Origin of the sequence: Achromobacter sp. 2789STDY5608615, from assembly GCF_001298995.1 — a bacterium.
Lineage (GTDB): Bacteria > Pseudomonadota > Gammaproteobacteria > Burkholderiales > Burkholderiaceae_B > Achromobacter > Achromobacter insuavis.
On sequence record NZ_CYTY01000045.1, the window covers coordinates 1 to 15,622 of the forward strand.

Genomic DNA, 15,622 nt, shown 5'->3' on the forward strand with positions numbered 1-15,622 from the left:
GTGGCGGCGCTGCGCGCCGACTACGCCACCGGCACGGGCGAACGGCGCGAGCTGCGGCTGGCGGATGGCTCCCGGGTCTGGCTCAACACCGGCACCGCGCTGCAGGTGCGCTACCAGGACAGCATGCGCAGCCTGGCGCTGCTGGCCGGCGAAATCCTCATCGAGACCGCTCCGGACGCCCAGGGCAGGCCGTTCTTCGTGCAGACGCGGTTCGGCCGGTTGCAGGCCCTGGGCACCCGTTTCACGGTTCGGCTGACCGACCAGCAGACACGCCTGGACGTGTTCGACGGCGCCGTCGAGATCCTCACGCAATATGGCGGGCAACGGCGCATCGAAGCGGGCGGGGCGGCGCGCTTCGACGACCGCGCGCTGACCCCGCTGGATGGCGCCGACGACATGCGCGCGGCCTGGAGCAAGGGCATCCTGCTCGCCGACAACATGCCGCTGGGTGACCTGCTGGCCGAACTGAGCCGCTACCGTCGCGGCCATATCAACGTGGCGCCCGCCGTCGCCAGCCTGAAGGTCATGGGGGTCTATCCGACCGACGACACGGACCAGGCCCTGGCCATGCTGGCGCAGACCTTGCCGATCCGCATCCATCACTCGCTGCCCTGGTGGATCACGGTCGACGCCCGCTAGCCCGGCAATTTTCCCGCGTAGGACGGTTCCCCTTTTTCCGCCTCATCCGGTTCAAGAGATAAGCGTCGATCAGACAGCGCGCGCCCGCCGCCGCCCTCGCTGGTCGCCTCATCGCCTTCAACCTTCGAGGATAGCCATCCATGTACCGCCGTAGCCGCCTCCCGCACCGCGTCACGTCCGCGCCACGCCGCCTGACCGCGGGCAAGCCCGACACCGCCTTGCGCCCCCCCTGCTGCTCACCCTGCACCTGTCCATCGCCGGCCCCCTGCTCTGCGCGGCGGCCTGGCCCGTGCCGGCGCGGGCCGAGGCGGACGCCGCGCAGACGCGGCGCTATGACATCGCCGCCGGTCCGCTGACCACGGTGTTGAACCGCTTCGCGCAGGAGGCGGGCGTGCTGCTGTCCGCGCCCGGCGGCCTGACTGCGGGCAAGGCCAGCACGGGACTGCGGGGAACGTATGGCGTGGAGGCCGGCCTGGCGACGCTGCTCTCGGGGCAAGGCCTGGAAGCGGTGCGCCAGACGAATGGCGCCTACCTGCTGCGCGCGCTGCCCGCCGCGACGTCCGGATCCCCCACCACGCTGCCCGCCGTGACCGTCACCGCCAGCGCCGAACCGGCCGGCGGCCTGCCGGCGCCTTACGCTGGCGACCAGGTCGCGCGCGGCAGCCGCATGGGGCTGCTCGGCAACAAGGACCTGATGGATACGCCGTTCAACACCACCAGCTACACCGCCGAACTGATGGAGAACCAGCAGGCCATCACCATCGCCGATGTGCTGGCCAACGATCCCTCCGTGCGCACGGTGTCCTATGGCCTGACGAACGCGGCGGCGGGCGGCGAGATCTTCATGATCCGCGGCCTGTCCGTCCAGGACTCGATCCTGCTCGATGGCATTCCCGGCATCATCTCCAGCCGCGCGGGCGCCGCCGAACTGGTCGAGCGCGTCGAGATTCTCAAGGGCCCGAATGCGCTGTTGAACGGCATGGCGACGGGCGCCGGCGGGGCCGTCGGCGGCGCGATCAATATGGTCCCGAAGCACGCGGACGACAAGCCCCTGACGCGCCTGACCACCACCTACCTGTCCGACGGCAACGTCGGCGGCCACCTGGATTTCGGCCGCCGCTTTGGCCAGGACGATCAATGGGGCATCCGCTTCAACGGCCTGTACCGCGACGGCAAAACCGCCACGGCCGGGCAATCGGTCGAGTTCGGCGCGGCGGTGGTCGGCATCGACTATCGCGGCGTCAATGCGCGCGCATCGCTGGACGCGGGACACCAGACGATGAACAACGAAGCGCCCCAGGGCGCGGCCGGGTTCGGCATCGATGATGGTCTGTCCATTCCCAGGCCGCCCTCCGCCAGGCGCCAGATCGCCCAGGACTGGGAGTATTCCAGGTCGACGAGCGATTACCTGCTCGCCAAGGCCGAGTACGACCTCAACCCCGACTGGAGCGTGTACGGCGCGGTCGGCGCCAGCAAGACGCGGTCGCGCTATCTGTCGACCGACCTGTTCGTCACGGACGCCGCCGGCAACGCCCAGGCCACCGTCTACTACTGGCCCAACTGGATCGAGAACCGGGTCGTCCAGGCCGGCGTGCGCGGCGCCTTCGAGACCGGCGCGTTCAAGCACCAGGTCAACCTGAGCGCGACCCACCTGACCAGCGACACGGGCTATACGAACGCGTACTACGGGTTCTCCAGCTTCACCACCAACATCTACCATCCCGTCAGCGTCAGCCGTCCATCGACGGACGGCTTTTCGTCGAACCCGCCGCAGACCAATTCGCTGCGGCTGCCGTCCGTGGCGCTGTCCGACACGGTCTCGTGGCTCGACGACCGCATCGCGCTGACGTTTGGCGCGCGCTACCAGCGGGTCAGGAACATCGTCACCGACACCGGCATCGGCGTCGCCAGCGCCACCTACGACAAACATGCCATCACCCCCGTTCTCGCCGCCGTGATCAAGCCGGCGACGGACCTGTCGATCTACGGCAACTACATCGAGGGCTTGATCCAGGGCGACACCGCGCCGATGGGCACCACCAACGCCGGGCAGATGTTCGCGCCGATCAAGGTCAAGCAGCGCGAGGTCGGCGTGAAGTACGACTTCGGCCGCTTCAGCGGCACCGTCAGTCTGTTCCAGATCGAGAAACCAAGCGGCCTGGCGGTCGCCAACGGCGACGGCACCTCGACCTACCAGGTCGGCATGGAACAGCGCAATCGCGGCGTGGAGCTGAACGTCTTCGGCGAAGCGGCGCGCGGCCTGCGCCTGCTGGGCGGCGTGGCCTACACCGATCCGCGCTTGACCAAGACCGATGGCGGCCTGTACGACGACAAGATCGCGCCCAACGTCTCGCGCTGGCAGGTGAACCTCGGCGGCGAATACGACCTGTCCGCCCTGCCCGGCCTGACGCTCACCGCGCGCATGACCTCCACCAGCCCGCAATATCTCGACCAGGCCAATACGCGCCGCATTCCCGGCTGGACGCGCTGGGATTTCGGCGCCCGCTACAAGACCCGCGCCTGGGATCGCCCGCTGGTGCTGCGCGCCGGCATCAACAACGCATTCGGCCGCGACTACTGGTCGGGCAGTTCCAGCAACTGGCTGTATCTCGGCCAGCCGCGGACCATCAGCCTGTCGGCGACGATGGATTTCTGACACGGCGGCGACGGGCGGTCGCGGCACGGCCGCCTGGATCTTGTCGCACCTGTAACCACCAGCGAAACATGGCGGCTGATAAGATCGCCGCACGCAAAAAAAGCCAGGCGCCGCGTGCCCGCACCGGCGCCGCACTCCGCAGCATGACGAGACTTCTCCTTGCCTTTCTGGCCGGACCTTTCTGGTCCGCGCTGGTCATCGGATTGCAGGCCCATCTGTTCTGGCGCCAGCCCGATTTCATCGCAGCCGCCGAGCAGCCGGACTGGACCTTGATCGCCACCCTGCTGGGCGCGGCGGCGGGCGCCGGCGCCATGCTGCTGCTGGGCCTGCCCGCGCATTTCGCGCTGCGCCGCCGCGGCCGCGCCACGCTGGCGCCCTATCTGCTGGCCTTCACCGCCATCGGCCTGGTGAGCTGGTGCGCGCTGATCCTGCTTTCCTCGATATTCGGTCCCGGCGATCTGCGGCTCGCGCTGGCCATGATGGCCGACACCATCGTGTCGCGCCCCATCGTGCCGTTGACCGCCGCCGCGCTGGGCGCCGTGGTGGGCGCCAGCTTCTGGCGGATCATCCGCCCCGACCGCCCGCGCACGCCGCCAACCCCATGACCGCCTTGTCCGCCGGCCCGCATCCGCGCGGCCGGCAGCCAGGACTTCCACCCACCGACCCGTCCGCTCCCGGACCAGGAGGCCACGCATGACCCGCCGTATCCCTCTCGCCTGGACTGCCGCCGCATTCGCCCTGTGCGCCGCATCGGCCGCCGTTGCCCAATCCGACCGCGAGGTCGTCGAGACCACCGTGGCGCGCAGCGCCAACGTATGCCCCGGACACAGCAAGGAGCGCACCACCCCGGCCGTCAAGCTGGTGCCGGTGGGCGGCCTGCGCGTGCTGCTCGACAAGGGCCTGGTGATGTGTCCCGACCGGCGCCTGGACGCCGACGCGCCCGCGGCCTGGTACGGCCAGTGGGGCGTGTACGCCTGGAACCCTGAGGTGGACGGCGCCGCCAAGCTGGTGGCGGCGCAGATCGACAGGATGACGCGCGATGAGAGCTTCCCCACCGACACGCTGGTGTGGGGCCCCAAGGGCGAGGCCCTGAAGAACCGCACCGTGCCGGCGTTCGAACCGCGTCCCGGCGCCGCGGTGCGCGTGAAGGTGCAGTGATCGGCGCGCGCCCGGCGTCCCGGCCCCGCTTGCCGCGGCCCGCGCTCGCGCTGCTGCTTGCCTGCGGCATCGCGCTGGCGCCGCCCGCCCGGGCCCAATCGCGCCAGCAGGTCGAAGGCACGCTGGCCGCGGCGCTGACGCAGCTCACGGACCAGTACGTCGACCCGCTCGATTCGCGCGCGCTGGCGGTGCATGGCCTGCGCGCGCTCGCCGCGCTGCCCGGCGCCGCCGACGACGCGCGCAAGGCGTCGATCGCGCAGGCGATCCAGGCCGAGGACAAGGCCGCCGGCATCACGCCGCAGACCCGCATCCTGGCCGACGAGATCCTGCGCTTTGACGCGGGCGCGCCGCGCGCAGCGGCGCTGGAGGCGGCCCTGCGCGGCATGCTGGCCAGCCTGGACACCCACAGCCGCGTGGCCACGCGCGCCGAGATGGCGCCGCCGCCAGCGTCGATCGGTCTGGAGATGTCAATGCAGCAAGGCGCCCTGACCGTCGAGCGCCCCCTGCCCGGCAGCCCGGGCGAACGCGCCGGCATCCAGGCCGGCGACATCATCGCGAGCGTCGATGGCCGCCCGACCGCCGGCCTGCCGCTGCCCGAGGCGGTGGCGCTGTTGCGCGGCGCCCCGGGCACCCGCCCCCAGGTGGTGATCCAGCGGCCCGGCGCCGCCGCCCCGCTCGTCATGCACCCCGTGCGCGGCCCGGTCCAGGCGCCGCCCTCGGTGCGCCCGGAATGGGCCGGCGCGGTGGCGGTGATCCGGATCTCCGCCTTCCAGAGCCAGACCGGCGAACAGCTGCGGACCGCGCTCGATACCGCGATCGCGGGCAACGGCGCGCCCCTGGCCGGCGTGGTGCTGGACCTGCGCGGCAACAGCGGCGGCCTGCTCGAGGCAACCCAGGACGTGGCGGGCGCGGTCCTGGCCGAAGGCACCCGCCTCGGCAGCCTGCGCGGCCGCACGCCGCCCAACACCGTCACGCTCGTTGCCCGGCACGGCCGCCTGCCGCACGACGTGCCGATGGTGATACTGGTGGACGCGCGCACCGGCGCCGGCGCGGAAATCGTCGCGGCGGCGCTGCAGGACCATGGCCGCGGCTTGCTCATCGGCGCGCGGACCGCCGGCGCGGGCACGATCCAGACCGTCCTGCCGCTGCCCGACGCGCAGGGCGCGCTGGTGGTGACCAGCGCGCGGGTGTACCGGTCCGACGGCACGCCGCTGGACCGCGACGGCGTGACCCCGGACCTGCTGCTCGACAGCGCCACGGGGCGCATCACCGTGCGCGCCGCGATCGCGGCCGATTTCAACCAGCCGATGGCGCAGCGGATACGCGCGGCCCTGGCCGCGGCCCCCGCCGGCGCCGATCTGGCGCGGCTCGCGGCGCTGACCGCGTTGCAGGGCGCGGGCCGGCGATAGGCGCGGCGTCCCGGAGTGCGCGCCCGCCATGGCGCTTGACAAATCACCTATCGTTTCGTTGAATGAAAAATATTCCACTCAACGAAACGACGATGACTATCTCCGCTGAACACACTCTGGTGGCCCACCTGGCCGATCTGCAACGGCGCCAGATCTCCCCGACCACGCGCGCACGGCTGGCGCAGGCGCTGCTGGACTGGTTCACCGCGGGCTGGTCCGCCGCGGGCACGCCGGCCGCGGCCCGCTATCGGCGCGTGGCGCTCGACTGCCAGCCCGGCGCGGGACCAGCGCCCGTCTTCGGCGGCCCGGCCCTCAACGCCAATGGCGCGGCCTTCGCCAATGCCGCCATCGCCCATATCCGCGAAATCGACGACGCGCACCGCGCCGCCATGCTGCACCCGGGCGTGGTGTCGGTCACGCCGGCGCTGGCGCTGGCGGCGGACGGCGGCATGACGCAGCGGCGGGTCGCGGACGCCATCATCGCCGGCTACGAAGTCTCGCTGCGCCTGGGCGAAGCCCTGGGCACGCGCCATGCGGCGGGGTTTCACGCCACGGCGACGGCGGGCGCGGTGGGCGCGGCGGCGGCCGCGGGCGTGGCCCTGGGGCTGGCGCCGGCGCCGTTGCACCATGCGCTCGGCATCGGCGCCACGCAGGCCGCGGGCCTGTGGCAGCTGGTGGACGACGAGGCGCACGAGGCCAAGTCGCTGCACCCAGCCTTCGCCGTGCGCAACGGCCTGGCCGCCGCCTATGCCGCGCGCGCCGGCCTGCCCGGCGCGCGCCGCTTCGCCACCGGCGCCCGCGGGCTGCACGCGCTCTTGGCGGGCGACGGTCCGCTCGATGCGCTCGACGGCGGCCTCGATGCCGAGGAGCGCCTGAACACCGCCACCATCAAGGCCTGGCCCTGCTGCGCCCAGCTCTTCACGCCGCTGGACGCCACCCGCGAGTTGCTGGATGCGCACGCGCTGACGCCCGACGAGATCGAATCGGTCGACGTCGAGATCTTCACGCATGCGCTCAAGATCGCCGGCGTCGACTGGCCCGCCACGCCCGCGCAGACCTGCTTCTCGCTGCGCTATGTGGTGGCGCGGCTGCTGCTCGCGGGCCGGCTCGGCATCGAGGACATGGAGTCGCCGGACCTGCAGGCGCCAGACCTGCTTGCGTTGGCGCGCCGCATCACGGTGCGCACCAGCGACGCCTTCCAGCGCGAGTTTCCCCGCCTGCGGCCCAGCCGCGTGACCCTGACGCTGAAGGATGGGCGCAGGCTGAGCGCGTTGCGCCAGTTGCGGCGCGGCGATCCCGAAGACCCTTACGACTGGCCCGCGCTGCAGGCGCGCATGCGCGCCTTTGCGCCGGCCATGGATGACGCCGCCGCCCAGGCCATCGTGGCCTGGTGCGAGCGCTTCACCGATGCCGGCAATGACGCGCGGCCCTGCCTGCCGGATCCCGCGCTGTTCGGCGCGGCGGCGTCCCGCTAGGCGCCGACAAGGCGCGCCCGCCGGGGCGCGCCGATCCGCCTCATGCGCCCGTCATGGCGTGACGGACGGCGTCCAGGACGCGGGCGGCGCGGTGCGAAAGCCCTGCTGCGCCAGTTCGTGGCGCGCGATCTCGACCGCCTTGCGCTGCGCCGCCTCGTTGTGGCGCGAGGCCAGCCCCAGCACCACCAGCGCGCCGACGAAGGTCTCGTCGGCATCGAACACCGGCACGGCCACCGACGCCATTTCCGCGACCCGCTCGGAGCGGGTCATGGCGTAGCCCTTTTCCTGGATGTCGCGCGCCAGAGGCGTCGTGCCGCCGGTGAAGGCGCGCAGCACATGCGCCGACGAACCGCCGTCCTTCAGGCTGATGCGCGTGCCGACCTCGACGTGGTGGCGCACTTCCTTGGTGGTGTTTTCGCGGTAGAGGCAGATGCGGTCGTCGCCGCTGCGCACGTACAGGGCCACGGTCTCGCCGGTCTGCGCCACGATGCTGCGCAGCGCCGGCTGCAGGCGCGAACCCAGGTCGAAGGTATCGCGATACAGCATGCCCATGTGCAGCAGCGCCGGTCCCAGCGCGTAGGTGCTGCTGTCGTAGCGATGGATCATGCGCGCCTTGATGAACACGCCCAGCAGGCGCAGCAGCGTGGCCTTGTCCAGGCCGGTGCGGTCGGCCAGGTCGCGCAGCGACAGGCGCAGATGGTCTTCGCCAAAACACTCCAGCACGGAGATGCCGCGTTCGAGCACGCCGGCGGGCGGCTTAGGGGAATTCTCGCTTGACACGGTTTCGGATGCTTCCTATAGTTTTGTTCAATAAAACGTATTTTAATCAATGAAACGAAAGACGGCTACCGGACCAGGGAAATGCCGTCCCGGTTTCAACCAGGAGACAAGCGTCGCGCGGCAAGGGGGCCAGCCCCCGGCGCCGCGCACCGTAGCATTATGCCGAATCAGATCGATGCAATCGCCACGGCGCTCGGCGCCATCGTCGGGCCGTCCCACGTCCTGACCGACGCGGCCGACATGGCCCGCTACACGGCCGACTGGCGCCGCAATTTTCCCGGCGCCGCGCGCGCCGTGGCGCGCCCCGCCAATACGGCCGAAGTCTCGCGGGTGGTGGCGCTGTGCGCGGCGCAGGGCGTGGCGGTGGTGCCGCAAGGCGGCAACACCGGCCTGGTCGGCGGCTCGACGCCCGACGCCTCGGGCCGCGAAGTGGTGCTGAGCCTGGACCGCATGACCGCCGTGCGCCGGGTCGACGCGCTGGACAACAGCATCACGCTGGAAGCCGGCTGCACCGTGCTGGCGGCGCAGCAGGCGGCCGCCGACGCCGGCCGGCTGTTCGCGTTGTCGCTGGCCTCGGAAGGCAGCGCCACCATCGGCGGCGTGGTCTCCACCAACGCCGGCGGCGAGCAGGTGCTGCGCTATGGCAATACCCGCGACCTGACGCTGGGCCTGGAAGTGGTGCTGGCCGACGGCCGCGTGCTGCCGCAGCTGGGCACGCTGCGCAAGGACAACACCGGCTACGACCTCAAGCAGCTGTTCATCGGCGGCGAGGGCACGCTGGGCGTGGTCACGGCGGCGGCCTTCCGCCTGTACGCCCTGCCGCGCAAGGTGGTGACCGTGTGGGCCGCGGTGCCGACGCCGCAGGCGGCGGTGGACCTGCTGGCGCGCCTGACCGACGCGGTCGGCGAGCGCGTCACGGCGTTCGAGCTGATCGGCCGCCAGACCCTGGACCAGGTGCTGGCGCATCCGCTGGACGGCATGCGCGATCCGCTGGCGCAGCCCTCGCCCTGGGCGGTGCTGTTCGACGTCTCGGAGACCTCGGCGCTGATGGATCCCGAGCCCGCCGTGGAAGGCGTGCTGGAAGCCGCGATGGAACACGGCGGCGTGACCGACGCGGTGATCGCCGCCTCCGGCCGCCAGGCGCACGAGCTGTGGGCGCTGCGCGAGCACGTGCCGGAGGCGCAGCGGCTGGACGGCCCCTCCATCAAGCACGACATCTCGGTCGCGGTGTCGCGCATCCCCGAATTCATCGCCACCGCCGGCGCGCGGCTGCAGGCCCTGATGCCGGGTATCCGCATCGTCTGCTTCGGCCACGTCGGCGACGGCAACCTGCACTACAACCAGAGCAAACCGCTGGCGATGGACGACGCCGCCTTCCGGGCGCGCGAGGACGCGGTGCACGACGTCGTGCACGAAGTCGCCGCGCAGCTGGGCGGTTCGATCTCGGCCGAGCACGGCATCGGCCGCCTCAAGCAGCACGCCTTCCTGCAATACAAGCCCGCCGTCTCGGTCGACGTGATGCAGCGCATCAAGCACGCGCTCGACCCGCGCGGCACCTTCAACCCGGGCCGGCTGCTGCCGCGCCCCGCCCGTCACTCCTAAGCCTCCAGGACCCGCACCATGCCCGTTTCCGTCTTCGACATGCAATCGCTCCAGCACCTGTGGAGCACCGATGAACTGCGCGCCATCTTCTCGGAAGAGAACCGCGTGCAGCAATGGCTGGAATTCGAGGCCGCGCTGGCCGAGGCCCAGGCCGAGCTGGACATCATCCCGGCCGCCGCCGCCGCGCGGATCCGCGCCCAGGCCGCCGTCGCCAATATCGACATCACGGCCATGTCGGCCGAGATCCGCCGCATCAAGCATTCGCTGGTGCCGGCGCTCAAGCAATTGCAGGCGCATTGCGGCCCGGACCATGGCGAATGGCTGCACTATGGCGCCACCACCCAGGACGTGGTCGACACCGGCGTGGCGCTGCAGCTCAAGCAGGCCCATGCCGTCTTCATGCGCGACCTCGCCGCCGTCGGGCGCGAGCTGGCGCGCCTGGCGCAAAGCCATCGCGACACGCCGATGGCGGGCCGCACCCATGGCGTGCAGGCGCTGCCCATCACCTTCGGGCACAAGTGCGCGGTGTGGCTGGACGAGCTGGCGCGCCATCACGAGCGCCTGAAGGAATGCGAGGCGCGGGTGCTGGTGGGCATGGTGGTCGGCGCGGTCGGCAGCCAGGCCTCGCTGGGCGAACAGGCCGCCGAGGTCGAGCGCCGCACGCTGGCCAAGCTGGGACTGGAGGCGGCCCCGATCAGCTGGGCGCCGGCGCGCGACCGCTTCACCGAGTACGCGCTGGTGCTGGCCATGATCGGCGCCACGCTGTCGAAGATCGGCAATGAACTCTTCAACCTGCAACGCAACGAATTCGCCGAAGTCGAGGAAGCCTTCTCGGAAGGCAAGCTGGGTTCGTCGACCATGCCGCACAAGCGCAACCCGACCTCGGCCGAGAACCTCGCCGGCCTGTGCCGGCCGCTGCGCGCCAACGCGGCGCTGATGCTCGAAGGCATGGTGCAGGAAGGCGAGCGCGACGGCATCGCCTGGAAGATCGAATGGAAGGCGCTGCCGGAATGCTGCCTGATCGCCGGCGCCATGCTGTTCCAGGCAAAAAACCTGCTGGCCGGCCTGCGCGTCGATGCCGACGCCATGGCGCTGAACCTGGACCGCATGCGCGGCTACCTGCTGTCCGAACACGTGATGCTGGACCTGTCCGAGCGCGTCGGCAAACAGACCGCGCACGAATGGATCTACGAGGCCTCGATGCACGGCATCACCCACAAGCTCGACTTCGCCCAGGCGCTGCGCCAGCACAAGGATCTGGCCAACCTGCTGGGCGAGGAAGAGATCCTGCGCCTGACCGATCCCTCGGGCTACCTGGGGCAGTGCGCCGCCTCGGTGGACAGGGTGGTGCAGCGACATCAAGCCGGCTGGCTGCAGGCCTGACGGTTCCCCCCTGATAAAAAATACACAGGAGACAAACACCATGGGCATTTCCTTCGCGAGCGGCGCCATGCGCCGGCTGGGGCGGCGCGCCGCCATCGCCGCGACACTGGGCCTGGCCGCGCTGGCCGGCGGCCAGGCGCAGGCGGCATTTCCCGAGCGTCCCATCACCCTGGTGGTGGGCTTTCCGCCGGGCGGCGGCGGCGACCTCTACGGCCGCCTGATCGCCACCGCCATGGGCAAGACGCTGGGGCAGACCGTGATCGTCGAGAACCGGCCGGGCGCGGGCGGCAACATCGCCGCCGGCCTGGTCGCCAAGGCCGCCCCCGATGGCTACACCATCCTGCTGGCCATGAGCGGCAACCTGGCCGTGTCGCCGGCGCTCAAGCCGCAGAGCCTGCCGTACAAGGTGCCGGACGACTTCGCGCCGATCGGCCTGATCCTGGAGGCGCCGCACGGCCTGTTCGTGGCCACGCCGTCGCACTTCAAGACGGCGCGCGAAGTGATCGACGCCGCCAAGCAGAAGGAACTGACCTTTGCCTCCACCGGCACCGGCGGCGCCGCCCACATCGGCATGGAGACCATCAAGGAGCTGGGCCACCTGAAGCTGCTGCACGTGCCGTACAAGGGCTCCGGCCCCGCCATCACCGACATGCTGGGCGGACAGATCGACATGTTCTTCGCCACCGCCTCGCCGCTGGTGCCGCAGGTGCAGCAGGGCCAGCTGCGCGTGCTGGCGCTGACCGGCCGCCAGCGCAGCCCGATCCTGCCCGACGTGCCGACCTTCAAGGAACTCGGCATCGACATGACCATGACGCAATGGTATGGCCTGGCCGCGCCCGCCGGCACGCCGCCCGCCGTGATCAAGGTGCTGTCCGAGCATCTGTCGCGCGCGCTGGCGGACCCCACGGTGCAGAACACCATCCGCAAGGACGCCGCGATGGAGCGCGACCTGCCGACGGACCAGTTCAGGCAGTACATCCTCGAAGACATCGCCAACTACCGCAAAGCCGCCACCCCCGACCTGCTCAAGCAGATCGGCCAATGAACCCCATCCGACCCCACCGATTTTCAGGAGACCCCTCATGTTGCAGAACTGGACCGACACCCTCGCCAACAACCGCAAGGCCGGCGAGGCCCTGGGCAAGCACAACCCGCAATTGCTGACCGCGTTCCGCGCGCTGAACCAGGCGCAGGGCGCTACCGGCACGCTCGACGCCAAGACGCGCGAGCTGATCGCGCTGGCGGTGGCCGTCACCACCCGCTGCGACGGCTGCATCGCCGCGCACGCCGACGCCGCCCGCAAGGCCGGCGTGACGGAGCTGGAACTGAGCGAGGCCCTGAGCACCGCCATCGCCCTGAACGCCGGCGCCACCTACGTGTACTCGCTGCGCGCGATGGACGCGCTGACGGCCGGCCAGGGTTGAACGGGAGCCACGCATGCACACCACCCTGATCGGCGCGGACGAACTGGCCCGCGCGCTGCAAGGCCCGCGCCTCCATGACATCCTGCTGCTGGACTGCGGCTTCGAGCTGACGGATCCGCAGGCGGGCCGCCGCCATTACGACGCGGGCCACCTGCCGGGCGCCTTCCACGTGCATCTGGAAGACACCCTCAGCGGCCCCAAGACCGGCCGCAACGGCCGCCACCCGCTGCCCGACCGCGCCGCGCTGGCGCGGGCCCTGGCGGCGCTGGGAGTGAACGCGGACACCCAGGTGGTCGCCTACGACAATGCCGGCGGCATGTACGCGGCGCGGCTGTGGTGGCTGCTGCGGTGGATCGGCCACGAGGCCGTGGCGGTGCTGGACGGCGGCGTGGGCGCCTGGCGGGCGGCGGGCCTGCCGTTGACGACCGAAGCGCCGGCGCCGCGACCGGCGGGCACCCTGGCCGTGGCCGAGGGCCGCCAGCCCACGCTGGACTACGCCCAGCTGCGGCAGGCGTTGGCCTCGCAGGCGCGCCTGGTGCTGGACGCCCGCGCCCCCGACCGCTACCGCGGCGAGAACGAGACGCTGGATGCGGTCGGCGGCCACATCCCCGGCGCGCGCAACCGCTTCTTCCGCGACAACCTGGGCGCCGATGGCCGCTTCCTGCCGCCCGACGCGCTGCGCCAGGCCTTCCTGGCGCACCTGGATGGCCGCGCGCCGGACGCGGTGGTGTGCCAATGCGGCTCCGGCGTCACGGCGTGCCACAATCTATTGGCCATGGAAATCGCCGGCCTGCCCGGCGCGGCCCTCTACCCCGGCTCGTGGAGCGAATGGAGCGCGCAACCCGACGCGCCCGTCGCCACGGGCGCCCACCCCTGACCCGCCCATGATCGACGCATCCTCCCGCCCGCCCCGTCCCGACAGCGGCCGCCTGCCCCACAGCGCGCACTGGGGTGTCTTCTCCGCCGCGTGGAAAGACGGCGCGCTCGAGGTGCGGCCGCATCCGGGCGACCCCGATCCCAATCCGCTGATCGAGAACTTCACCAACGCGCTGGATCACCCGGCGCGCGTCACCACGCCGATGGTGCGGCGCGGCTGGCTGGAACGCGGGCCGGGACCGGACGCGCGCCGAGGGCGCGACGACTATGTGCCGGTCAGCTGGCCCGAGGCGCTGGACCTGCTGGCCGCCGAACTGCGCCGGGTGCGCGACCAGCACGGCCCGCAGGCGGTGTTCGGCGGCTCGTACGGCTGGTCCAGCGCCGGCCGCTTCCATCACGCGCAGAGCCAGGTGCACCGCTTCCTGAACACCTCGCTGGGCGGTTACGTGCGCTCGGTCAACAGCTACAGCGCCGGCGCCTCGGCGGTGATCCTGCCGCACATCCTGGGCGGCATGGACGATGTGGCGCGCCGCAACGTCACCTGGGAACAGATCGTCGCGCATACCGACGTGGTGCTGGCCTTCGGCGGCATGGCGCTGAAGAATTCGCGCGTGGCCAGCGGCGGCATCAGCCGCCACATCGAGCGCGACTCGATGCGCCAGGCCGCGCGACGCGGCTGCCGCTTCCTGAACATCAGCCCGCTGGCCACCGACCTGCCGGCCGACGCGGCGGCGCAATGGATTCGCGCCGTGCCCGGCACCGACGTGGCGCTGATGCTGGCGCTGGTGCATGAACTGGTCGCCAACGGCTGGCACGACCAGGCGTTCCTGCGAGACTTCTGCGAAGGCTGGGGCGGCTTCGAGGACTACCTGATGGGGCGCGCGGATGGCCAGGCCAAGGACCCGGCCTGGGCCGCGCCGATCTGCGGCGTGCCGGCCGAAGAGATCGCCCGCATCGCGCGGCTGCTGCCGGGCAAGCGCGTGCTGGTGACGGTGGCGCATTCGCTGCAGCGCGCCGAACACGGCGAACAGCCCGTCTGGATGGGCGCGGTGCTGGCCGCGGCGCTGGGGCAGCTGGGCCTGCCGGGCGGCGGCTACGCCTATGCGCTGGGCACGCTGGCGCACTACGGCAAGCGCAGCAACGCGGTGCCGGTGGCGTCGCTGCCGCAGGGCACCAACGGCGTCAAGGATTTCATTCCCGTGGCGCGCATCGCCGACATGCTGCTGCACCCCGGCGAGCCGTTCGACTACAACGGCAAGCGCATGGACTATCCGCACATCCGCCTGGCCTATTGGGCCGGCGGCAATCCGTTCCACCATCACCAGGACCTCAAGCGCCTGGCCCGCGCCTTCGCCACGCTCGACACCTTCGTGGTCCACGAGATCGGCTGGACCGCCACCGCGCGCCATGCCGACATCGTGCTGCCCTGCACGATGACGCTGGAGCGCGAGGACATCGGCGGCGCGCCCACCGACCCGCTGCTGGTGGCCATGCACCGCATCGCCGCGCCCAACGGCCTGGCGCGCGACGACTACGACATCTTCACCGACCTGGCCGAACGGCTGGGCACGCGCGAAGCCTTCACCGAAGGCCGCGACAGCGCCGAATGGCTGCGCCACCTGTATGAACGGACCCGCGCGGCGCTCGCGGACAAGGGCCTGGAGGCGCCGGACTTCGACCAGTTCTGGGCGCGCGGCGAATTGACGCTGCCGCAGCAGGACGACGACGGCGGCATCCTGCGCGCGTTCCGCGACGATCCCGCCGGCAAGCCGCTGCCCACGCCCAGCGGCAAGGTGCAGATCAGCTCGCCGACCGTCGCCGGCTTCGGCTATGCCGACTGCCCCGGCCATCCGGCCTGGCTGGCGCCGCAAGACGCGCCGACCCCGGCGCATCCGCTGTTCCTGGTGGCCAACCAGCCCGCCACCCGCCTGCACAGCCAGCTGGACTTCGGCGCCCACAGCGCCTCGCAGAAGCGCCAGGGCCGCGAGGTCTGCACCCTGCATCCCGCTGACGCCGCGGCCCGCGGCATCGCCGAGGGCGACATCGTGCGGCTGTTCAACCAACGCGGCGCCTGCCTGGCCAGCGCCACGTTGAGCGAGGCCATCATGCCCGGCGTGGCGCAGTTGCCCACCGGCGCCTGGTACGACCCGGTGCGCGACGAACGCGGCGGGGTGACGCTGTGCGGCCACGGCAATCCCAACGTCCTGACGCGCGATGTCG

General features: G+C 71.5%; 13 protein-coding genes. 12 read left to right on the forward strand and 1 reads right to left on the reverse strand.

The annotated features are described in order from the left end of the window. From AOZ49_RS26835 to AOZ49_RS26860, 6 genes are all read left to right on the forward strand, one after another. A partial coding sequence (locus tag AOZ49_RS26835; RefSeq protein WP_197286791.1) for a FecR domain-containing protein occupies positions 1–639 on the forward strand: 639 nt, incomplete at its 5' end. A 289-nt stretch (positions 640–928) separates the two neighbouring features. Then, positions 929–3,295, forward strand: coding sequence for a TonB-dependent receptor (locus AOZ49_RS26840; protein ID WP_054478773.1), 2,367 nt, complete (start codon positions 929–931; stop codon positions 3,293–3,295). 143 nt (positions 3,296–3,438) lie between these two features. After that, positions 3,439–3,900, forward strand: coding sequence for a hypothetical protein (locus AOZ49_RS26845; protein ID WP_054428848.1), 462 nt, complete (start codon positions 3,439–3,441; stop codon positions 3,898–3,900). 88 nt (positions 3,901–3,988) lie between these two features. Beyond that, on the forward strand, positions 3,989–4,453 hold the full coding sequence (locus AOZ49_RS26850) for a hypothetical protein (protein ID WP_054478776.1): 465 nt from the start codon (positions 3,989–3,991) through the stop codon (positions 4,451–4,453). 29 nt (positions 4,454–4,482) lie between these two features. Further along, positions 4,483–5,862 (forward strand): S41 family peptidase, encoded by a 1,380-nt coding sequence (locus AOZ49_RS26855; protein WP_054478778.1) that lies wholly within the window; start codon positions 4,483–4,485, stop codon positions 5,860–5,862. A gap of 92 nt (positions 5,863–5,954) precedes the next feature. Next, on the forward strand, positions 5,955–7,337 hold the full coding sequence (locus AOZ49_RS26860) for an MmgE/PrpD family protein (RefSeq protein WP_054478780.1): 1,383 nt from the start codon (positions 5,955–5,957) through the stop codon (positions 7,335–7,337). A 51-nt stretch (positions 7,338–7,388) separates the two neighbouring features. On the opposite strand, the gene AOZ49_RS26865 is transcribed toward AOZ49_RS26860, so the two are convergent. Beyond that, positions 7,389–8,117 carry an IclR family transcriptional regulator gene (locus AOZ49_RS26865; RefSeq protein WP_231689723.1) on the reverse strand — a complete coding sequence of 243 codons (729 nt, stop codon included), beginning with the start codon at positions 8,115–8,117 and terminating at the stop codon, positions 7,389–7,391. 159 nt (positions 8,118–8,276) lie between these two features. Between AOZ49_RS26865 and AOZ49_RS26870 the strand changes: the two genes are divergently transcribed. The 6 genes from AOZ49_RS26870 to AOZ49_RS26895 all read left to right on the forward strand — a co-directional run. Beyond that, positions 8,277–9,719, forward strand: a complete 1,443-nt coding sequence (locus tag AOZ49_RS26870) for an FAD-binding oxidoreductase (protein ID WP_054428853.1) — start codon at positions 8,277–8,279, stop codon at positions 9,717–9,719. An 18-nt stretch (positions 9,720–9,737) separates the two neighbouring features. Beyond that, a complete protein-coding gene (purB, locus tag AOZ49_RS26875) occupies positions 9,738–11,102 on the forward strand; it encodes an adenylosuccinate lyase (protein ID WP_054478782.1) in 1,365 nt (454 codons plus the stop codon). 40 nt (positions 11,103–11,142) lie between these two features. Then, positions 11,143–12,147, forward strand: coding sequence for a tripartite tricarboxylate transporter substrate binding protein (locus AOZ49_RS26880; protein WP_054478783.1), 1,005 nt, complete (start codon positions 11,143–11,145; stop codon positions 12,145–12,147). Between the two features lie 37 nt (positions 12,148–12,184). Then, the gene (locus AOZ49_RS26885) at positions 12,185–12,526 is read left to right on the forward strand and encodes a carboxymuconolactone decarboxylase family protein (protein ID WP_054478785.1); all 342 of its coding nucleotides are present in this window, start codon (positions 12,185–12,187) and stop codon (positions 12,524–12,526) included. Between the two features lie 13 nt (positions 12,527–12,539). Next, complete coding sequence (locus AOZ49_RS26890) at positions 12,540–13,403, forward strand: sulfurtransferase (RefSeq protein WP_054478787.1); 864 nt, start codon at positions 12,540–12,542, stop codon at positions 13,401–13,403. 7 nt (positions 13,404–13,410) lie between these two features. After that, a partial coding sequence (locus AOZ49_RS26895) for a molybdopterin-dependent oxidoreductase (RefSeq protein WP_054478789.1) occupies positions 13,411–15,622 on the forward strand: 2,212 nt, incomplete at its 3' end.